Annotated in this window: 18 protein-coding genes and 2 pseudogenes; 8 read left to right on the top strand and 12 right to left on the bottom strand. The window is 53.1% G+C overall.

Features of this window, described 5'->3' with window-relative positions:
* Positions 1–349 precede the first annotated feature (349 nt).
* Positions 350–964 carry an adenylyl-sulfate kinase gene (cysC, locus tag GGD50_RS30510; protein WP_183940920.1) on the top strand — a complete coding sequence of 205 codons (615 nt, stop codon included), beginning with the start codon at positions 350–352 and terminating at the stop codon, positions 962–964.
* Positions 965–1173: 209 nt separating this feature from the next.
* On the opposite strand, the gene GGD50_RS30505 is transcribed toward cysC, so the two are convergent.
* The 6 genes from GGD50_RS30505 to gmd all read right to left on the bottom strand — a co-directional run bounded on the left by GGD50_RS30505 (position 1174) and on the right by gmd (position 7265).
* Positions 1174–2367: a hypothetical protein gene (locus GGD50_RS30505; protein ID WP_183940918.1), complete on the bottom strand. Its 1194-nt coding sequence runs from the start codon at positions 2365–2367 to the stop codon at positions 1174–1176.
* Between the two features lie 66 nt (positions 2368–2433).
* Complete coding sequence (locus GGD50_RS30500; protein ID WP_331371086.1) at positions 2434–3063, bottom strand: ABC transporter ATP-binding protein; 630 nt, start codon at positions 3061–3063, stop codon at positions 2434–2436.
* A gap of 82 nt (positions 3064–3145) precedes the next feature.
* Complete coding sequence (locus tag GGD50_RS30495; protein ID WP_183940914.1) at positions 3146–3937, bottom strand: ABC transporter permease; 792 nt, start codon at positions 3935–3937, stop codon at positions 3146–3148.
* Between the two features lie 7 nt (positions 3938–3944).
* Complete coding sequence (locus tag GGD50_RS30490; RefSeq protein WP_183940912.1) at positions 3945–5198, bottom strand: glycosyltransferase; 1254 nt, start codon at positions 5196–5198, stop codon at positions 3945–3947.
* Positions 5195–6190, bottom strand: coding sequence for an NAD-dependent epimerase/dehydratase family protein (locus GGD50_RS30485; RefSeq protein WP_183940910.1), 996 nt, complete (start codon positions 6188–6190; stop codon positions 5195–5197). The genes GGD50_RS30490 and GGD50_RS30485 overlap by 4 nt, the downstream gene beginning before the upstream one ends.
* Entirely contained in the window at positions 6174–7265 is a 1092-nt protein-coding gene (gene gmd / locus GGD50_RS30480) for a GDP-mannose 4,6-dehydratase (protein WP_183940908.1), read from the bottom strand. The genes GGD50_RS30485 and gmd overlap by 17 nt, the downstream gene beginning before the upstream one ends.
* A 332-nt stretch (positions 7266–7597) precedes the next feature.
* Here gmd and GGD50_RS33050 point away from each other — a divergent pair.
* Both GGD50_RS33050 and GGD50_RS30475 read left to right on the top strand, forming a co-directional pair.
* A pseudogene (locus GGD50_RS33050) lies at positions 7598–7775 on the top strand (transposase domain-containing protein); the annotation flags it as partial.
* A gap of 79 nt (positions 7776–7854) precedes the next feature.
* On the top strand, positions 7855–8235 hold the full coding sequence (locus GGD50_RS30475) for a phosphomannose isomerase type II C-terminal cupin domain (RefSeq protein ID WP_246451632.1): 381 nt from the start codon (positions 7855–7857) through the stop codon (positions 8233–8235).
* 59 nt (positions 8236–8294) lie between these two features.
* On the opposite strand, the gene GGD50_RS30470 is transcribed toward GGD50_RS30475, so the two are convergent.
* From GGD50_RS30470 to GGD50_RS30450, 5 genes are all read right to left on the bottom strand, one after another.
* Complete coding sequence (locus GGD50_RS30470) at positions 8295–8690, bottom strand: tyrosine-type recombinase/integrase (protein WP_183940905.1); 396 nt, start codon at positions 8688–8690, stop codon at positions 8295–8297.
* Between the two features lie 527 nt (positions 8691–9217).
* Positions 9218–10249 (bottom strand): YncE family protein, encoded by a 1032-nt coding sequence (locus GGD50_RS30465; RefSeq protein ID WP_183940903.1) that lies wholly within the window; start codon positions 10247–10249, stop codon positions 9218–9220.
* Positions 10250–10363: 114 nt separating this feature from the next.
* On the bottom strand, positions 10364–10741 hold the full coding sequence (locus GGD50_RS30460; RefSeq protein WP_183940901.1) for a glutathione S-transferase N-terminal domain-containing protein: 378 nt from the start codon (positions 10739–10741) through the stop codon (positions 10364–10366).
* Between the two features lie 97 nt (positions 10742–10838).
* Entirely contained in the window at positions 10839–11720 is an 882-nt protein-coding gene (locus tag GGD50_RS30455) for an oxidoreductase (RefSeq protein ID WP_183940899.1), read from the bottom strand.
* 37 nt (positions 11721–11757) lie between these two features.
* Positions 11758–12687: an NAD(P)-dependent alcohol dehydrogenase gene (locus GGD50_RS30450; RefSeq protein WP_183940897.1), complete on the bottom strand. Its 930-nt coding sequence runs from the start codon at positions 12685–12687 to the stop codon at positions 11758–11760.
* Between the two features lie 122 nt (positions 12688–12809).
* Between GGD50_RS30450 and GGD50_RS30445 the strand changes: the two genes are divergently transcribed.
* On the top strand, positions 12810–13430 hold the full coding sequence (locus GGD50_RS30445; protein WP_183940895.1) for a TetR/AcrR family transcriptional regulator: 621 nt from the start codon (positions 12810–12812) through the stop codon (positions 13428–13430).
* A 214-nt stretch (positions 13431–13644) separates the two neighbouring features.
* Here the strand turns inward: GGD50_RS30445 and GGD50_RS30440 are convergent.
* A pseudogene (locus tag GGD50_RS30440) lies at positions 13645–13878 on the bottom strand (short-chain fatty acyl-CoA regulator family protein); the annotation flags it as partial.
* A gap of 1058 nt (positions 13879–14936) precedes the next feature.
* Here GGD50_RS30440 and GGD50_RS30435 point away from each other — a divergent pair.
* From GGD50_RS30435 to GGD50_RS30420, 4 genes are all read left to right on the top strand, one after another.
* Positions 14937–16955, top strand: coding sequence for a HAMP domain-containing methyl-accepting chemotaxis protein (locus GGD50_RS30435; protein WP_183940893.1), 2019 nt, complete (start codon positions 14937–14939; stop codon positions 16953–16955).
* Positions 16955–17419, top strand: a complete 465-nt coding sequence (locus GGD50_RS30430) for a chemotaxis protein CheW (protein WP_246451631.1) — start codon at positions 16955–16957, stop codon at positions 17417–17419. Before GGD50_RS30435 ends, GGD50_RS30430 begins: the two co-directional genes overlap by 1 nt.
* Positions 17420–17893: 474 nt before the next feature.
* Complete coding sequence (locus tag GGD50_RS30425) at positions 17894–19702, top strand: diguanylate cyclase (protein ID WP_343070039.1); 1809 nt, start codon at positions 17894–17896, stop codon at positions 19700–19702.
* A gap of 64 nt (positions 19703–19766) precedes the next feature.
* Positions 19767–20858: an IS5 family transposase gene (locus tag GGD50_RS30420; protein ID WP_183940887.1), complete on the top strand. Its 1092-nt coding sequence runs from the start codon at positions 19767–19769 to the stop codon at positions 20856–20858.
* Positions 20859–20951: the final 93 nt, after the last annotated feature.

Genomic DNA, 20951 nt, shown 5'->3' with positions numbered 1-20951 from the left:
CAAAGCCGCTCGCTCGCTACAGCGCGATTGAGGGCGCGCGAGCGAGCGGCTTTGCTACCGTCGAGCTAGACCACCACCGAAAACAGGCTTCGGCAACACTTAACCGCACTTTCCAGCGACCGCGAACAGAAGCATTCAGATGGACGACAGATGGAAAAAGCGACATAACTAAACGCGCGAGCTGTCCGTGAATTTCCCTGTCTCACACGAAGGGTGCACTCCAACACTGTCCGGGCTTTCCGAAACGCGCATTCATACTGATATGCGCGAAATCATCTGGGTATTGCGGCCGTTGGCGCTTGACTTCTCCTCTAGAGTCAACGGATTAGAATAAAATCACGAATAGAGCATGGCGTATGATAAGCTACAATCCACTCGTGCGTATGCGCGAATGCCTGAAATCACTCGCCCGGAGCGCGAGCGGTTGAATACACATAAGGGTAGGGTTATTTGGTTTACTGGCTTGTCAGGTTCGGGCAAGTCTACGATAGCTGGTGCGTTAGAGAGCGAACTTCATCGACAAGGTAAGCGAGCATATGTCTTGGACGGCGACCGCCTTCGTATGGGCTTAAACAAGGATCTCGGTTTCTCTGATGCAGACCGTGCTGAAAATATTCGTCGGGTCGCTGAGGTGGCAAAGCTCATGAAGGATGCGGGCGTTATAGTCCTAACTGCTTGCATCTCACCGTTCGAGCGGGAGCGGGAGTTCGCTCGCGAACTTATCGGAAAGGACGATTTCTGTCTGATATACGTTAACACGCCCCTGGAAATATGCGAGCATCGAGATTCGAAGGGACTTTATAAGAGAGCTCGCGCTGGATTAATTTCAAATATGACGGGAATAAATAGCACATATGAAGCGCCCTCGAGCCCGAACATTGTACTATGCTCGGGTCGTCGTGACGTACAGGAAATAGTGCAGGAGATATTGCGACGAATAGATCCCCTTCAAAACATCTCTTAAGTTATTGTGGGCCCCCACTGCGGGTTGCGTAAATGCTACTTCAGAGCCTCGTTAAAAACGGGGGGATTGCCGCCGGACGTTCATGTTGCTTGCGATGTCCCTGCAATTTCATACGCTAAGGTTCACTGGCTTTTGAAGGAAAGGGCAACGTGCAAAGAAGCAGCCAATCAGGAAGGGCACATTATGCTGCTGCCTCCACGCCTTGTTGGCTATAAGGCAAAGCTTGGGTCCCAATCAGCAATTAGTGATGCTGCAGAAAGTTCAAGACCAAGCAGACGTTTATCCGCTGGATTAGTGGGTGCAACGACAGGGGTGGAAATTCTGATTGGCAATATACTGCCTGGCGGAAGTATGTCTCGCTCAATTGTGGCAACAACCAAAAAGCCCCGATTGGTGTCTAAATGCCTCCAAGGTATGATGTTACCATTCAAACTAATGCGAAGCTTCTCAAATTGGTACGGGCTCAGAACGGCAGTTATAAGCATGCAAAAATGCTTACGTGTGCGAGATTTTTTTCTGAAGTAAAAAGTGGTGTCTCCATTGTTCGACGTCCAAATACTGTTCTTTAGATCGTTTGTCTCTCTCGGCCAGATGTTGTCAGCGGGAATTCCGCGCGAGAAGTCGAGAATTTGTGTGTCATTTGCATTGGAGTAAGCTCTAATAATGGCGGGCGCGCGAGCAAGCGCGATCCGACGGCATACTTCGTTCCACAATATTAGATCCAGCTCATTGAACCGCTTTATGGAATTGAGATCTTCATTAGTGAGGCCGCGGAACTCATTCTTAGTGTTATATGTGTTCAGCGTTGAGTTAAAGGTCAAACCAAAGTCCGAATTGGCTACTGCATTTGCCAGCGGCGAGGCAAGAGACAAATCATTCATATCTAATATAAGATCAACGCTTTTGAGTTCTTCGAGCGCTATACGTAGCAAGTTTTCCGTGGGTGCACAGGTCAAATCTGGCGAAGTTACACTGGTCTCTCGAAACCAATCTTCCCATAGGCTCTTCCCCACAAGCGTGCGAGCAATGACGTTGAAGTGTGATCCCAGTAGCTCTCGCTTTGCGGAGAAAAATTTGGTAACTCCGTACAATGAGGCTTGATGGATTTGACGAAGAAGATCGGTGGTAAGTTCTTCATTCCATCTAGTCGTCATTTTGTAATGGGAAAATGCCCTTTCAAGGGGATGTCGAAAAATGGCAAATTTTAAAGGTCTCCATGGAAGCTGTGCATGATCGTTCGCGCCGGGGTCATGTAACAGCTTCTTGTCAAAGCATTGCCTCTCATCGACAGGGTAGTCATAGCGCTCTAGATAAATGAATTCATTTTCGGCTATGGAGGTCCGTAGAAAATGCTGGACACTCGTTCCTGCACATTTGTCGAAGTGATAGTAATAGAGCTGCATGCTGCCTATTCTGCGGTAACTATGATCTATCTAAACCCTTGAAACTCAAGTGCTTCCTTGATGAAATTAGTTGGATATCTCTGTGAGTTTTCCATGTTCAAGCGAAAAAACCCGCTTGCAAAATTGTCTGATGAGAGCTTCCGAATGGGAGGCAAAAACAAAGATCCTGGCGCTACCAATAAGGGCTTTCATTCGGTCTTGAGCCTTCGATTGAAAGGCAGCGTCACCTGTCCCAAACATTTCATCCACCAGCAAAATCTCGGGCTTAACTGCCGTACCGACGGCAAACATCAACCGCATTTTCATACCCGTTGAATAAGTATGGACCGGCAGCTCCAAGAAATTACCTAGTTCTGTGAATTCCTCGATACCGGGAGTCATTGCCGCGAGTTCAGCTTGGCCTGCACCGAGCAGCATACCCATTCTATAAATGTTTTCATATCCTGACAATTCTTCGTCCAAACCCGCGCCCAATTCGATAATGGTTGCCGTTCGACCATTTCGCTCAATTCTCCCCGAGGTTGGTGAGAAGATGCCAGCCATAGTGCGCAATAACGTTGTTTTTCCAGCTCCATTGTGGCCGATCAGACCAATGGAATCACCGTCTGCCAGGCTGAAGCTGACATTATCGAGTGCTGTAACTGTAACAATGCTTGATTTGTCTTGCGACAGGATTCCGCCCGTACTGATCTGCACAAGCTTGTTCCGTAGAGACATACTTTTTGCGTTATATATGGGATACTTCACTGTTACATTTTCGAATATTAAATGTGCCATTCTACACCCAAAATGCTATTCGGCCGTATTTACGACCAAGTATCCAGAGGGTCGCCGAAAAGCCCGCCAAAAGGCTCCCTGCAGATATGCCGTATACAAAGAGCGGCGGAGCGACACCTTCCAAAGGATCACGAATCAGGGTCACAAGGTATGTGAATGGATTGACCCAAGCAATATAACCAGCCATAGCGAGCTGCTGAGGTCTATAAATTACGGGCGTAATAAAGAACATCAGCGGCATAAAAGCGGCGATAAGAGGGCCAATGTCTCGATATCTAGCGCCTAGTAGGCCCACAAGCGCGTTTATCCAAAATAAATTCCCCAGAACCAAGATTATGCCGGGAACTACTAGGATCTGATTTGACACTAAAGGCGGCGGAAATAGAAAAAAAACTCCTATAACTACTAGTAAGTTATGCGAGAAATTGATTGTTTGACGGATTAAAAGTTGAAGTGGAAATATTAGGAGAGGGGTTTTTAAGTTCCGTATGAGTTTTGCGTTTTGGACAAAGATCGACGAGGCTTCCATTACGCAGCCTGCGATCAACTGCCAAACGATCAATCCAATGGAGAGGGAGGGTATAAACGTCGCCTTATCCACATGGAGCAATTCACTCCATACAAAGCCCAGGCCGACAACTCCCACCGCAGTCCCGAGCACAAGCCAAAGCGGCCCGAGTATGCTGCGGCGATAGCGCGCGCGCGTATCTCCCCAAGCAAAATAAAGTGCGAGCGGCAAGCGCCTAAGCGTCTCCACTAGGTCGCTCAAACCCATTTTCGAGATTGAAACCATCAGAGTCTTATTGAGCTGCCGCTTGAAGGGGTAAGGTTGCATGAAAATTCATGCCAGATATATCACGCACATAAGTAAATGCCTGGGATTGGTAGCTATACTCAGTCGATGTGATGATCATCGGCGAAGGAGCGACTTCGCGACGCATCAACATTTCTGTTTTGGTGGCGATTTCAAGATAGTTGCCGATATCGAAACGCAAATAGTTGCTGTAGGGGACCAACTTGAAGAGTTCATCGAAGGCAAACGACGAGGAACACAATACCCTTTTGCAAGCATCCATACAGATTGAGGCGATACCTGAACCGTCCTGCCCATTCTCATAGTATGGTAACCACGCGATGTCGATCGCACCTGCCACCTGCCAAAATGCGTCGTCGTCCAGCTCACCAATAAAGAAGACGCGATCTTGTAGTGCTTTTGTCTTTGTGACGGTTGTTATCAGTTCGTTCAAATAACGATCGGGCTTCCCATCGGCCTTCAATGTCTGGGGATGCTGCCTACCAAAAATTAACAGCTTATAATTGTTAGGCAAGTAAGTCATAGCCTTCAACGCGTCAGAGTGCCCTTTATAGGCACTAATATATCCAAACATGCCTATCAGGGTATCGCTTTTCGCTAGGCGGAGTTCAGAGCGCAATTGCTCAAGAACGGCTCCGTCCGTCGAAAAATCGTCTGGAATAATCTTCAAGGGATGGACGTCGACCCGAGTATAATTAAAAAATTGTTCGATCTGGCGCTGCGCTCGAACGGTATGAACAATCAGTCTAAGATTGTTTCTAACCGCATTCCTGATGACCTTTCTATTGATCTCAATATGCACATTAGCTAATTTATTTGCGACAAATTCGCGAAAAGCGCCTCCAAATTGTAGCTTCATTAGCTTTTTTATTGCGGATCGCGCACCGTAAGGCGTAGATTCCATTAGCCGCGGCGAATGAAGCGTGACCGTCGTATTTGAATTCGCTGCCATCAACCGAGATGTGCGTCGCACGATATCCGCTGGCAACGTTCCAAATAGACCTGCTTCGAATTGAAGATTCACCGCGTCAAATGCTTTCAGTCGTTCTGCCAGCTGTTCAACATGTTTGTCCCCCTTTTTGCGAATGGTCGGATTAGCTGATTGCAGTAGCTTGAGATCCAGCTCGACAACCTCAACGTCCACGTCGCTATAAAGTTCGATAGAGTCATGGAGAACCTTCGTAAATGATGCGTTGCCGCAACTTTCCGAATAGCTCGAAACTATAGCTAATTTGCTCATCGGCGTATATCTACCTGATTCTCTGCATACCACTTATAGGTGAATGCCAACCCATCATCTATTTTCACCTTGGGCTCGAACCCCAACGCTCGAAGCCTGGAATTATCGACCACTCGGCGCTTTATACCAACAGGCTTATCTACTTCAAAATGGATTTCATTCACCCTGGCTTCGTCAGCAATGCGGCGCGTTATTCTCTCTATTGAAACAGCTTCGCCACTTGAAATGTTGACCAACGTGTCTGCGCCAGGCGTTTCAGCACAGAAAACAATAGCTCTGGCAGCGTCTTTGGCGTGAAGAAAATCGCGTTCAGCGCTCCCGTCGCCCCAGACTTTAAGAGGCCGGCCATGCCAGGAAGCCTCATGTGCCTTTGCTACGAGAGAGGGTATAACATGTCCTCCATCGACGTCAAAGCGATCATGACTTCCGTAGAGGTTTGTGAAGATTCCATAAGTGAACCGCATGCCGGTTTCTTCGCTGAGAATACGCAGATAGCCATACGCGTGACGCTTGGCCATCGCATATCCAAACTCTCCTGAGTGTGGAAGACCATTAAAGAATTGCTCCTCTTTCAACGGCATTTCCACATATGGATACGGATAGGATGCAACGGTCCCGGCAAAGAAAAAATAGTCGACAGGATATTTCGCGATTGCGCCAAAGATATTCTGGTTGATCGCCGAGTTTTCGAAGATCGACCTCAACTGATTCTTCATATTTCCAGCGAGGCCGAAGACTGTTGCGGCGAGATGAATAACCACATTTGGACGGTGTTCCGCTAAGAACCGTTCCGTTGCGACGGCATCTTGTAAGTCCAACTCATTTCGTGTTGGAGCAAAAAGTGTTTCGACGCCGAGCTCACCAATTTGATCCACCACTGCGCGCCCAAGTACACCGCGCGCACCGGTCACCAAGCAACGGGAACCTCGCAACATCGAAATCGGCGGGAGGTCGGACAAGATTGTCAATTGCGCCTTATTCGGGTCTTGCATAGTACTTGTAACCGCTACCTTGAATGAGACGCTCGCGCTCCGCAATTTTCAAATCTTCTTGCACCATTTCAGATACAAGCTCACCAAAACTAATCTTCGGAACCCATCCTAGCTTCTGCTTCGCCTTGGTTGCGTCGCCGAGAAGAGTCTCTACTTCCGCGGGTCGGAAATAGCGGGGATCAACGGATACGATGCATTCGTTGGTTTCGATATTATATCCTTTTTCATTTACGCCTTCCCCTTCCCATCGGATCCCAATGCCAAGTTCGTCTGCCGCGATGCTCACAAATTCTCGGACAGAGTGCTGCTCGCCGGTAGCAATAACAAAATCCTCCGGTTGATTTTGCTGCAGCATCATCCATTGCATTTCAACGTAGTCTTTTGCATGGCCCCAATCTCTCAAAGAATCCAAATTCCCAAGAAATAGCTGCTTCTGCGCGCCTAATTTAATCCTCGCCAACGCACGAGTAATTTTGCGTGTCACAAATGTCTCACCACGTATGGGAGACTCATGATTAAACAAAATGCCATTACACGCGTAGATGCCATAAGACTCACGGTAATTTACCGTAATCCAATATGCGTAGAGCTTTGCAACTGCGTAAGGTGAACGAGGATAGAATGGGGTGGTTTCTCTCTGCGGGATTTCCTGAACTAGACCGTATAGTTCGGATGTCGAGGCTTGGTAAAAGCGCGTTTTCTTTTGCAGGCCAAGAATTCTAATCGCTTCAAGAATGCGCAAAGCACCGAGAGCGTCGGAATTTGCGGTATATTCCGGCTCCTCAAACGACACGGCAACATGGCTTTGTGCTGCAAGATTATAAATTTCATCAGGTTGCACTAATTGAATGATCCGCATCAAACTGGAAGAATCCGTAAGGTCTCCGTGATGCAATGTGAGATCAACTCCCTCTTCGTGCGGATCATGATAAAGGTGATCAATGCGATCTGTATTGAAGAGCGATGTGCGTCGCTTCAAACCATGCACAGAATAGCCTTTGTTCAGCAGGAATTCCGCAAGATAGGCTCCATCCTGTCCGGTAATACCTGTTATGAGCGCAACTTTCTTAGTCAAATTTGAAACTCCGCGATTTTGGTTCTTTGTGACCACACGCCAATGAAGGGGTTGGGGTATCTTGCATTTTGGCGCGCGTTAGACAATTCTTAATCTCGCACAGCGGTCAGTTAACCACTATGCCGTCGTACTGGCGGCGTAGGACGCCAAGTTTGGCGTTCTATTATCCAAGGCTGGCAGCCGAGGCAACCCGTGAATCGAATGAGATTTTGTTTATAATGTCGTCTGAATGACCTCCGTCATCGCAATGACGCATGGAGGCCGCTGTATTTGCGTTGAAAGAAAGCCATCACGATTGGCTAGTTTCTTGTATTCGCCGGAAGTGAGGTGGGGGTGGCGGACGGGCCTGGGCGACAGTGGCAACTCTCTTGCGGACGGCCAAATTGAAGAACGGCCCCGCTCGACTGGCTTTCCCAGAGATTGACCCGCATTGCTCAAGGCTTGCCCGTGTCAGACGTAGACGCCTTGATCCCATGGAACTTCATGTCACATGCCCGGCTAACCGCCTAAGGTGCAGAGATAGGGTGCTTTGAAATAAAGGCTATTGCTCTCACGATCTGAATGATCTAGCCGGTCTCGGGCGTGATAGATGGAGATTCAATTGCAGTTCGGAAGCCTTTACAGAATTGGTGAGAGCGATCAGCGCCCTTGGGGAACATGGTGTGTGATTGATATAGGTGACCGTCACGTCGTTAAGCGAATTGTAGTGAATCCGGGCGCGCGGCTTTCGTTGCAGTATCACAATCATCGCTCGGAGCATTGGGTCGCAGTGTCGGGAAGTGGCATGGTGGAAGTGAACGGAATGGAACGCATTTTCCAGTATGGAGATACCGTTGACATTCCACTTCGGGCAACACATCGGGTTTCTTGCGTAGGCGCTAAGCCGCTAATCTTCATCGAAATTCAATATGGCGAATTGCTCGATGAGAATGACATCATAAGACTAGGCGACGATTACGATCGCGTTTGACGCAAAATTGTTGTTCAAAAGCCTTGAGAAAGCCGAAACGGCAGATCCGGCTGGCAATATCAGAGGTCGGCGAGCCATTCGAGAAGCTTTGGCTCGTTCTCCCAGACTGGCTTTCGGGGAGGTCCCACCGAAGAAGTAGCAAGTCGCTGGCAAGCCTCAAGTGCCTCCTGCTTCATCCTGATGCTAATCTCGGCATATCGGTTGGTTGTATCCAGGCTGACGTGGCCAGGCCAACCTCTTATGACGTTTACGTCGACGCCAGACTCGAGCAGATGTACGGCCGTCGCGTGTCTCCAAACATGGGGAGAAATGGACTTCTGTCCGTTGCCGATGCGAATATTCGAACCATGACTGCGGACAAGCTTGTGCAGGCCGAATCGCGTCAACGGCTTGCCGACATTGCTGAGGAATACGGGACTTTCTGTAGCGGCTGGGTGGCGTCGGTCACGCAGCATCTCGCCAAGCAGGCGGGCGGTCTCGGGTCATAATGGGCAGGACCGCCACTTATCGCCCTTTCCGTGCAGGTTCACCCGCGGTGAGGAGGTCAAAACCAACTGATCGACGATCAGTTCGATGACTTCCGTTGCGCGGGCGCCCGGATTGTACAAGAACATGAGCAGCGCTGTACTTCATCTTATCGGGGGACAGCCACCTTACAAAATCATGGTCGAATCCGGAGGGGCACGGCTCCCGCGATTACCCCATGTGGACGCCGCATACGATGCGGGCGCATAAGGTCTGGTATCATTAATATCGCCAACCGCGCCAGGTGGGCTGCGGTCCATGTTTCTTGTTTGGCAGGAAGCATGTCAGGCCGTGCGGCTACATCTTATTACACCCCTACTTCGGCGAATGCGGTCAAGTAAACGTTTCAGTGGTTGCGGCCTCTCGGAGTGAAACTGGGATTGATTCTGCTCAAATCAGCGACCAACAACGCTCATAGCGGTCGCCTCATCAAGCCATGGGCGGTTTCTCAAGCAGATCATTTTGGGTCCAGAAACAGCAAGCGGGCGCTCCCGGCCTTGACGGAATAGCGGTGCTTATAATCGGTTAGCGCAGCGCTCTTGTTCACGTTGATGTCAGCTGTGATAGTGTATATACGGCCGGAGACTGGATCAATCGTCATTGTGCGGGCACCATATTCGCTGTGTATCGGTGGCAGCGCTTCAAACTGATCCGGCGAGACTTCCTGCACTATGGAAATGGTGCCATCTCGGTTCGAGCTGTATGCGCGTCCAATTTTCGCGTCGAACACCACAGCGTCTGAACCTTCACCGATTGGCAGTGTTGAAATTTCTCTGCCGCTGTCTGCGTCCAGAATAGCCAGAACTTGGTTCGCGCAGCTCGAGAAAAGCCGGTGGCGCACGAAATCGATCGCCATACCACGAGGCTCGACGCAACCTGGTATCGGCCAATGAGCGTCTGCTTTGTTGGCTTCCACGTCTATGCGCACGATCTCATTTTTTTCACTGCCGTCGATATAGAGCTTTCCGTTGTTTCCCGAAACGCCGGACTCAAGTGCCTCTCCGACCGGAATGGTCGCTACCGCCTGCTGCTTCGCGGGATCAACGATTGTCACCAAGCCGGAATCGCCGGCAACTACGAATAGATGACGGCTCATGGAATCGAAGATGATGCCGTCGGCACCTACGGCGGTTTGGATGCGCTTGATGACCTTCATTGTCGCGAGATCGAACTCGACAACTTCACCAGACTCGCCGTCGTCCGTGAAACCCTTACCCGCATCGGGCAATACGACTGTGGCGTGCGTTCCGCCCGAAATGTCTGAGATATTGCCAAGGATTGCACCGGTTTTGCCATCGACAACACTGACGCGATCGCCATGCGCGATGTAAACGCGGCCAGACAGAGCATCGAACGTAAGATAGTCCCAAGAATCTGGTGCTCCAAGCGGGATCGATTTCGTAATTGAATATCTAGACCACGCCGCTGCTTGGCAGGGTGCTACAAAAAACGTGGCCGCAATAGTGGTGACGATCATAAGAAGTTTCATGGACATCTCTTATTGCAACCAGGAGCGTTTCGTGTCCGAAAGCAATACAGTCACGCTCTCTCTGCGCGGAACCACGCTTTCCCCAAATAGGAATCCCATTTTTGCGGACGTCCCTCACTTAGCCTGCTGCAGCTTCTTTAGCTCGCTGTATTCACGGTAAAACTCTTGAAGCCGGGGCAACAAGGCACCGCTAAATGCCTGATAGGTTGGTAGCTTCTGAGGGTCGACAACGCCAATACTTGCGAAATGGTCGACCAGATCGTCAGACTCGGGAAGGTAATTGTCTGGCGAGATTTCTCCCGTCGGAAAACTCGCTCTGCCGATACGCTTTGTCAGGAACTCGGCGAGCTGATCATGCTCCTCTGGAGTTTTGCCCTCCACGAAAGTTACTCGATCGATAAGACCGGCTTCGAGTAAGAAGATGCGCAATTTGATGCAATAGGGACAGCCAATTTTGCTATAGATTATAGGTGTAAACTGGGTTGTAGACATAATTCTTTCTCCCGGAACTGCCTGATCGGATATGGGGGTGCTGGCCGTCTCATCATTCTGCTGATGGAAGCGCAGGAGTTCGTTCTGTGTTACGCAGCTATCTTGCCTCCTTCTGAACCGTCTGACCAATCCGCGAGAGCATGCTCGTCGCGAGGTTGATTTCTGCAGCGGCCAGATTCTCGTTGAGATGTTCGATACGCGAAGTGCCAGGAATCAGCAGGATGTTCGATGAACGGGCGAGAAGCCATGCCAATGCGAGCTGCATGGGTGAAAGACCGTGCTGATGTGCCTCCGCATCCAGAACTTCCGATTGTAGTCGACTGAATCCGCCCAACGGAAAGAATGGGACGTATGCGATCTCCTGTTCGGCAAGCGTGTCAACCAACGGATCATCCGCTCTGTGTACAAGGTTATAATGGTTCTGGACGCAGACGATCGGGGCGATGCTTTGCGCTTCCTTGACCTGGGAGGCTGTTGCATTGCTTAAGCCCAAATGCCGGATCAGGCCCTGCCGTTGAAGTTCGGCCAGTGTAGTGAACCGTTCCTCGATTGACCCTTCTGCAGGTGTCCGCCCAGTGCCTTCGATAACGCGTAGATTGACTACTTCGAGCACATCCAACTGTAGACTGCGGAGATTGTCGTGCACGCCCCGTATCAGATCCGCCGGTGCTTGAGCAGGCACCCAACTGCCGTCCTCGCCACGCGAGGCGCCGACCTTGGTTACAATGACCAGATCGTCGGGATATGGGTAGAGTGCTTCCCTGATCAACTGATTGGTGATGTGAGGCCCATAGAAATCAGCTGTATCAATGTGGTTAACGCCTGCCGCGATGGCCCCCCGGAGCACCGCGAGCGCGGCGTCGGGATCTTTGGGGGCGCCGAACACACCCGGTCCGGCCAACTGCATTGCCCCGTAACCAATGCGAGCAACAGTCTTGTCACCAAGCTTATAGGTCCGAGCGTTTGAGGTATTGCCCATCGTATTCTCCATCCGCATTTGGGGTATTCACGAGGCTTCAGAATGTAAGTACTGTCTTTCCGTATGAGCGGCGTGCTGTTTCCGCGTCAGTGATAACGGATAGGGCCTCGCTGAACGGTGCCTCCAGGCCGATTGTCGGCCAAAGCGTCCCGTCACTCGCAAGTTCTGCAATCGCCGGCAAATGTTTGAGCCCCGAGGCGGCAAATGCGAGCTTGTATCGTCGCGACAGCATTCCACGGGCGATTCTGCCGGGCGTCGGGTTGATGTCGACGAACACGCCCTTCGGTTTGAGCATGGAGAGTGCGTCTTCTATGCCAAGTGTTCCAAGCGTATCAAATATGGCGTCATATTTCGTATTTTTTGCGTATCTTTGCTTGTCGGAGTATCCGAAGACAGCATCAACTCCAGCAGCCCTTGCGCGGTCGCGTGATGTCGGTCCACAAGTGCCTGCAACACGCGCTTCGTGGGCAACTGCCAACTGAGCCGCGAATGAGCCGACGGCGCCGCTGCATCCATTGATGAATATGTTCGAACCGCGCCGCGCCGCGGCTTTGTCAAGAATTGCGACCCATGCGGTCATCGCCGCCGTGGGAAGAGACGCCGCCTCGCTAAACGAAATGTGTGCCGGTTTCTTTGTCAGGTGATTGCTATCGACCATCACGACTTCGCCAAAGGCTCCGGATTTCTTGAAGTCTAATACCCCGAAGACCTCATCGCCGGCATAAAATTTCGTAACCTTGCTGCCCGTTGCCTCGACAATTCCGGCAAAGTCCGTGCCCATACCTCTGGGGAAACGCCTGCCAGTGAGTAGTTTCATTGCGCCACGCCGCAGCTTCCAATCAAAGGGATTGATGGCCGCGGCCTTGATCGAGACGCGCACCTCTGACTCCCCTAATGCTGGCAGATCATATTCGCCAAAATACATTCCTTCCGGCCCGCCATAACGGTCATATTGAACCCTCTTCATTTCGTCCTCACACTCGTTCTGATGTGAAGATACATATTACAGCAAATGTAATTTTACAAGACGTGTAATTTAACATAAAATGCGATTTTACATTGCCTGTGAGCTCTGCTATCCCCACACGAATGAGACAGAATCAATCAAAACAAGAGGGTTGGCGCGAGAAAAAGCGGCGTGAGACGCTTCAACGTATCACCGGCGCAGCGCTTGAGCTGTTTGTTGACAAAGGATATGAATTCACGACGCTTGACGCGATCGCTGAGGCGGCCGGCATATCGGTGAGAACGTTCTTCTATTATTTCACGTCGAAGGAAGAAATCCTGGCCGCTTGGCAGAAGGACTTACCCGCATCGTTGCAGGCGGCCATTCTCGCTCAACCGACGGATCAGTCCCCACTTGATGTTACTTGCAACGCTCATCTTCAATTGTTGTCGAATTACGATACGGACCACGCTCTGGTTATCGACCGTATCCTCCGCTCAAATGAGCAGCTACGGGCGAATAATCAAGCCAAATTTCTGCGCCTGGAGGCAGCGGCGTTCGAAGCGCTCTGCGAACTATGGCCTCAGTCCGAACGGCGCAAAGCGCTTCGCATGATTGCCATGGTGTCCGTTGGCGCTCTGCGTATCGCAATCGACGCATGGGCTGAGGAGGATGGGAAAAGTCCACCTGGCGACTATGTGCGGCAGGCATTTGCCGACCTTAAAGCTGGCCTAAATGCCTCAAAAGGGTTTTGGATGACATAGAATACGCAGGATTGTTAGATGCCTGTTCACGAGGGATTGTCTTCCCAATTGCCCATGATGCACCAATCGGTGTCCGGCATTTGTTACCAACAAGTTGACTTGTCGGCGGCCTAACGATCGTGGCGCCGAATTCGCATATTTCTGCTCTCCTGGGCTGCTCGAGCGGATGGCGAATTTTTCTAATGCTGCAGCGACGCGCGAGAGCGTCCCTTCTTTAGTTTTTTTCGCCAGCCGGACGCAGCGTATATGGCAACTGACCGCGTCGATTGTGTTCAATTATCAACTGTCCCTTTATGGGGGGTACGGCACGACTTGCGCAATTCGCGCGGTCGCAGATCCGGCACGAAATGCCAATCGGCTCGAAGGTCGCTCGATTTCCAACGTCGAGATCGTCAGCGTAAACAAATCGATCGGCGTAGGAAATCTCGCAACCTAAGGCTAAGGCATAGGATCTAGACGTTCCAGTTGAATTGCGGGAGGGCTTGATACCTCAGAGTGGAGCGATGGTGTTTGGCGAGGGATAACAATCTAACAATCACACATGGCATGCAGGCAGAAGGCTGCAAGTTTGCATTGTCGGCCGGCTTGCCAGTCACCGTTGGTATTGTCGTACGCGCTTCGCGCCTTCTCGATGGCGAAGCGATGTTGCGGAAAGTGACACAGCCGATCTTCGTGCTTCTAAAAGTTCCAAAGAGTGCGGTTTCGGCATTGGAGCTGGGTGAGTGACTGGAGGAATTGCCATGCGCACGAGGGTCTGTCGACGTTCCGATCCCTAACCCGGTGTTGCACGTCGCTTTTTGTGGGCGTTGCTTCTCCCCGAACGTTCAATGGCAACAGCTAATGCCTCGCTGCGACGAAACACCGATAAGAGCTGAAGCTTAAGTGCCGATCCCTTGATCTCTCGAAGCTTTGCCCGCATGCGATCACGTCGCGTCTTCCTTTGAAGCAGGAAGTTCCCGCGGCGTAAATTTCCGCAAATGAACGCGAACCCCCGGAAGTCGAAGCTCTCCGGTTTGCCGACCCCGCGCCGCTTGCGATTGACCGCAGCGAAACGGCCAAACTCAATCAGGCGGGTCTTGTCCGGATGGAACGATAGAGCAAACTCCTCAAGCCTCGCACGCACGCATCGAGGAAACGACGAGTGGCCGCGCAAGGCCAGTTAAATCTACAACCATTAATAAAACATTTACCATGTTTGGACGGCCGTCGGTTGCGCAATAAGGATAATGAACCTCAGAAACTCTGTAATATGCCGGTACATTTGACGACGTTTTAATCCACAAAGCGCATTCTTCTGTGCGTCCCAGCCGGGCAAGCTAAAATTCGTTAACCATTGGGATCGAATTGATCATCAGAGACCAGTCTGGCGTCACAGAGGCTGCGGACCTGGTCTTGCCGTTCAAATGAGCTGAATCGGCATCCGGTAATTCGGGCGGACGAGTGTACGTTCCCCGACCTCGGCAGCACTCTCATGGTGTTTTGCTAATCAGAAAGGCGCGACCATACATGTTCACGAATTCTTTGAACTCCCTGAAGATTGGCAGCAAGCTGCTCATATTGACTATCGTTACGGTAGCGATCGGCGCCAGCATAAGCATCTTCCAGGCAACCAAATTGCGATCGATAGACGAGACCTACAGTGGCGTGCTCGACAACGACGCCAGTGGGGCGATCAAACTAGCAGAGGTTACCGGCAATTCCGACGCGATCGGCCGTGTTCTTTATCGCCTAATCGCAGAATCCGACCAATCGGACATACAGAGGTCTGGTGAGGAGCTCGCGCAAGCTTTCGATGAAACGGAAAAGTTCATCGAACAGGCTTTAGCTCACTACCCGCAACGGAAGGATGATTTTGCGACGATCACGTCCGAACTGACGGCGATCCGCGCAACGATTGTGCCGATCCAGAAGCTGGCACTCGCCAATGATAATGACGCAGCTCTCAAGCTTACCCGTGACACTTTCGCGCCCGCTCGTGCCAAATTCGATACCGATGCCACCAAACTGTATGATCGGTCTAAATCAGAGCTACAGCGCAAAAACGATGCCGCGAACGCAGTCACCGATAAGACAATTCTTACTAGTTACGTCGTTCAGACGATCGGCGCTGCTTTCGCAATCATATTGGGATTGGCAATTGCGGCGCTGCAAATTGTGCGTCCGATGCGGGGTCTAACCGAAGCTATGGCCACGCTCGCCCGTGGTGATCTCGATATTGCTGTTCCGGGTGTCGCACGTGGTGATGAGCTCGGCGCAATGGCACGTGCCGTCGAAGTGTTCAAGCAAAACGGCATCCGGGTTCGCGAGATGAACGCCCAGGAAGCGGCGCTACAGGCGAAGAGCGCCGACCTGCAGTCGAGCATTGGCGAAGTGGTGTCGGCCGCCGTTGCCGGTGACTTCACGCAGCGCATCACCAAACACTACGACAATGCTGATCTCGACCGTTTTGCCACGAGCGTTAACCAGCTCGTGACCTCCGTTGATCGTGGTATCGCCGAAACTCGCCGAGTTATCTCGGCGCTTGCCGACGGTGTTCTGACGGAAAACATGCACGGCGAGTTCCAAGGCGCCTTCGGCGAGCTAAAAAACAATGTCAACGCATCCATGGCCAATCTGCGCTCGGTGCTCGGCGAGGTCCGCGTGGCGATCGACACGATCAATGGCGGCGCCGGTGAAATGCGTATCGCCTCCGGCGATCTGTCGAAGCGAACCGAACAGCAGGCGGCCGCGCTCGAGGAGACATCTTCAGCTCTCGAAGAAATCACTGTCGCCGTGAAAAGCTCGACAGAGCGGGCGACGGAAGCCAGCCACATGGTCGATGAGGCACGTAGAAGCACCGAGCAGTCGAGTGCCGTCGTCAAGGACGCAGTCTCGGCAATGGGCCGCATCGAGCAGGCGTCTGGTGAGATCGGTCAGATCATCAACGTCATCGATGAGATCGCCTTCCAGACCAACCTCCTGGCACTCAATGCTGGTGTCGAGGCAGCGCGCGCCGGCGATGCCGGCAAGGGCTTTGCCGTCGTCGCGCAGGAGGTGCGAGAACTGGCGCAGCGCTCGGCCACCGCTGCCAAGGACATCAAGGCACTGATCCACCGCTCTGGTGAAGAGGTGAACACCGGCGTCAGGCTGGTAACGGCCACAGGCGATGCCCTCGGGCTGATCCAGAGCCACGTCATCAAGGTGAACGAGCACGTGCATTCGATCGCCACGGCAGCGAAAGAGCAATCGACCGGACTGTCGGAGGTGAGCACCGCCGTCAATCAGATGGATCAGACGACACAGCAGAACGCGGCGATGGTCGAAGAATCGACTGCTGCTGCTAACCGGCTGGCGGATGAGGCTTCCAATCTGGCACAGCTCATTGCCCGCTTCAAACTCGACGGTTCGGATTCCTCGCCTCGTGCTGCTCGTCACGACAGCAAGCCTGTGGCTTCGCCGGCCCGCGCGCTAGGTCAGAGGCTTGCCGGTGCCTTCGGGGGACGCGCTGCAGCGGCTGTCGCCACCAAGGAATGGGAGGAGTTTTGATGGAAGGCGCGGCTCATAACGCAACACAAGAAATAATCGCCTTCCATCTCGGCAACCAACAGTTCTGCATCAAGACGACTTCGATCCGAGAAATCCGAGGATGGGCAGCGGCTACGCCGCTGCCCCATGCGCCACCACATGTGCTTGGTGTGATGAACTTGCGCGGCTCTGTCATTCCGGTGATCGACCTTGCGGCAAAACTCGGTGTGCCGGGCGCCATCGATACTAGCCGCAGCGCCATTGTCGTCGTCGAGGTCGGAGATGGTATCATCGGTCTCGTTGTCGATCAGGTTTCCGACATCCTATCGCTCAGCGGTGATCGCATCCAGCCGGTACCCGACTTGGGTTCGACGTTCGATCCAACCTTTTCCTACGGCATCATTCCTCTGGAACAGGGCATGGTCTGCTTCCTCAATCTCGAGCATATGTTTGCCGGCATAGAGGACCGGATCGAAGCTGCCTAGATCAGCTTCTTTGCCATCTGCGGCTTTCTCGCCAAGCCGCAGATGGGGGCAACACCTCGATGCCGCCGAGTGAGCTTCCGGTGACCTTGTTGAACTCATTGCGCCATAAACGAAATTTGCGCTTTCGGGCGATCCCGATTAACGCACGACCTTTTGACGCTGCTCTCAAGGAGGCAGCTGGATAGGCTCCTCGAACGACGAAGGTAAATGCATGATATCGAGCGGCCTGCCGGTGATTGGCACGCGAGCGATCGGCGCAAGCGGATTGTCGATCATCCCTGCCGGAGCGCGCAAATGAGTGGTACCGGCATGGGCGTATTGCTGAAGATCTTGTCCAGACTAGGGGTGAACCGTAAAACGCGTCATACGCTGGCGTCCCGGGCCTTGCGGTTGGCAGCCCTTCGAATTGCGCTCGTATGTGCTTGCGCGGGCGGCTTCTCATATTTCATTAATCATTCGGCGCTCGAGCAATCGGTGCGCAGACAGGTTTCCCTTTCGACCGAGCAGGCTTTGCAGCGCGAATCCCTGCCATTTCGCGAGGTAACGGACCTCGAAAGGAATTTCCTTGTCGAGTTCGGCAGAATCTACGCGATACCGGAAGCCCGGCAATCATTGGCACGGAACTTCGACGATATTTTCTATCGTCATGAAGACGGATCCTACACGCAGCGTCCGGGATTGTTTGAAGGCGAGCCCTTGCCGGACGGGCGCAGATTTCCCGGCATGTCGGCGACCTACGCGCCTGACGTTGCGCCCGATGACGACGTGAAGACACGGTTCGCCCTATCCTATCTGCTCTCCTACCAATTTGGCTCTGCCGCAAAGGACCGTCTCTTCAATTTCTACGGCGTGGTTCCGGAAAAAGGCTTTCCGATCTATCAGGCTGCCGACATTGCCACGGTTTTCAAATACGAAGGCCCGGACGCGCTGAAACTTGAGACCTTCGAATTTTTCTCCCGCGGCTTCAGCGGGCCTCAAAATGAGGCTTTCTTCACCCGCATCTATTGGGATCCATCCAATAACGCTTGGATGACGACGATCGCAACGCCCGACGAGCCTGATGCTTCAGGCAAACATCGCATCATGGCCTGTGTCGACGTATTGCTCGACGATCTCATGAAACGAACCGCGAACCCGACGCTGCCGGGCGCACGCGCTACGATCTTCGCGGCCGATGCCGAGGGAACTCTGATCTTCGACGGCAAATACACCGAAGCGATCACGACTAGCGCCGGCGCAGCCTCCATTTCCTCGCTGGCACTCGCCGACTACCAGCCATTGCTGAAGGCAAGCCAGTCGATCGGGCCGGGTTCGGTCTCGCTCGTCGACAGCGCCAGCGAAATCACCGCCGTCGGCCGGATTCCGGATACGCCCTGGGTGCTTGCCGTCCACTATCCAAAATCTCTGATGCGGCCTGCCATTCTTGCCAATCTCGGGATCGTCATCGCGGTCGGGCTGCTCACGCTGTTCGTCGAACTCTTCATCCTTCGTTCGATCCTGCAAAAGCAGGTCGCCGAACCGCTGGTCCGACTGATCCACGCAACGCAACTGGTCGGCCGCACCGGCGCTACCGTTGCCAATGACGCCTTGCCCACGCATTCCGACGACGAGATCGGCGAGCTTGCCCGCGATTTTGCGTCGATGGCAGCGCGCGTTCACGCCGCCCATGAAGCGCTCGAGGGAAAGATAAGGGACCGGACGTCCGAACTGGAACGGCTCAACGAGAAGCTCCTGACGATAAGTCTGACGGACGAGATGACGGGCGTGGCCAACCGGCGCCGCTTCGACGAGGTTCTCGCGAACGAACTCGCCGCGCTTGGGCAAAGCGACGACCTGCTGATGCTCGCCATGGTGGATGCCGATTGGTTCAAAGGCTACAACGACCGATACGGGCATCCGGCGGGAGACGCATGCCTCCGGGAAATCGCCAGGGTGCTGGAACGCAATACGCGCAGCAAACAGGACCTCGTTGCCCGCTATGGCGGAGAGGAATTCGCCGTTATCGCGCGGATCGCCTCAGCAGCAAACGCGCCCGTGATCGGACAGGCTCTGTGTTCGGGGATGGCGGCTGTCAAGTTGGCGCATGAAGGATCGCCATTCGGACACGTGACGCTCAGCGTCGGTATTGCACTGGCGACGCCGGACCAGAATATCTCTCGGGCCACACTGTTGCTCGAAGCTGATCGGGCGCTTTATCGCGCAAAGCAGACAGGACGGAATCAAGCGATCGTTGCGGAATCCTTCGCGGCCACTCCAGGAGAGCAGGAAAGCGGACGCCTCTAAAAACCTCCCCTTCAGCCAATTTTCGTGATTCAATCCGGCTTGGGTGATTTGCAGGGATCGGATGATGCGCGGGCAGCCAGGCTTTTGGGATTTGGACGAGCGTTACGAGCGGCTGAGTGCGGTCGGCGACCCTCTGGAGAAGCTTCACAGCATCATTCCCTGGCCTGCGTTTGAGAAGCCGTTGGCCAAAGCGCTGAAGCGTTCCGACGGATCGAAGGGCGGGCGTCCACCGTTTCCGGCGGTGCTGATGTTCAAGATCCTGGTGCTGCAGGCGCTCTACAATCTCTCCGACGAACAGGCCGAGTTCGTCATCCAGGATCGATTGTCGTTCATGCGGTTTCTCGGGCTCGGCCTTTCCGGCAAGGTTCCGGATGCTAAGACGATCTGGCTGTTTCGCGAAAGCTTGGTGCGGGCCGGTGCCACCGACAATCTGTTCGCCAGTTTCGACAAGCATCTCTCACGGTCGGGCTACCTGGCCAAAGGTGGTCAGATCGTTGATGCAACGATCATCCAGGCTCCCAAGCAGCGCAACAGCCAGGACGAGAAAGACGCGATCAAGGCGGGTGAGATCCCGGACGAGTGGAAGGACAAGCCCGCCAAGCTCGCGCAGAAGGATCGGGATGCGCGTTGGACGGTGAAGTATTCCAAGGCAAAGCAACCGACGGAAACGCCGACATCAGCCGCGACCCGGCAGCATGACATCGCCATTCCGATGTTTGGTTACAAGAACCATGCCGGCATCGACCGGGCGCATGGGTTCATCCGGGGATGGACGGTGACGAGTGCGGCCGCCCATGACGGCGCTCAACTCAGGAACGTCGTCGCAAAGGACAATACTGCCTCGACCGTCTGGGCCGACAGTGCCTATCGCTCGAAGACCAATGAGGAATGGCTGAAGCAAAATGGCCTAAAGTCGGACATCCACCAGCGAAAGCCGAAGGGCAAACCAATGCCGGAAACGATGTCGCGGGCAAACGGGCGGCGATCGAAGATCAGATCCGCCGTCGAGCATGTCTTCGCCAGGCAAAAGGACAAGATGAAGCTCTTCATCCGCACGATTGGCATCAACAGGGCGACGGTAAAGATCGGTATGGCCAACCTCGCCTACAACATGCTCCGCTACGTCTTCCACGAAGGACGCCGTGCGGCCGCATGACCCCGGCTGTCCCGAAAGGGCGGCGACACCACGAAATCCAGCATGATATCGGAGGCGAAAGCCGCCAACACACATCAGGACGCGCCGCCCATC

It is taken from the genome of Martinezella paranaensis, from assembly GCF_014200235.1.
GTDB lineage: Bacteria > Pseudomonadota > Alphaproteobacteria > Rhizobiales > Rhizobiaceae > Rhizobium > Rhizobium paranaense.
The sequence above is the reverse complement of the archived record's forward strand: the minus strand, read 5'-3'. Positions and strand labels throughout refer to the sequence as shown.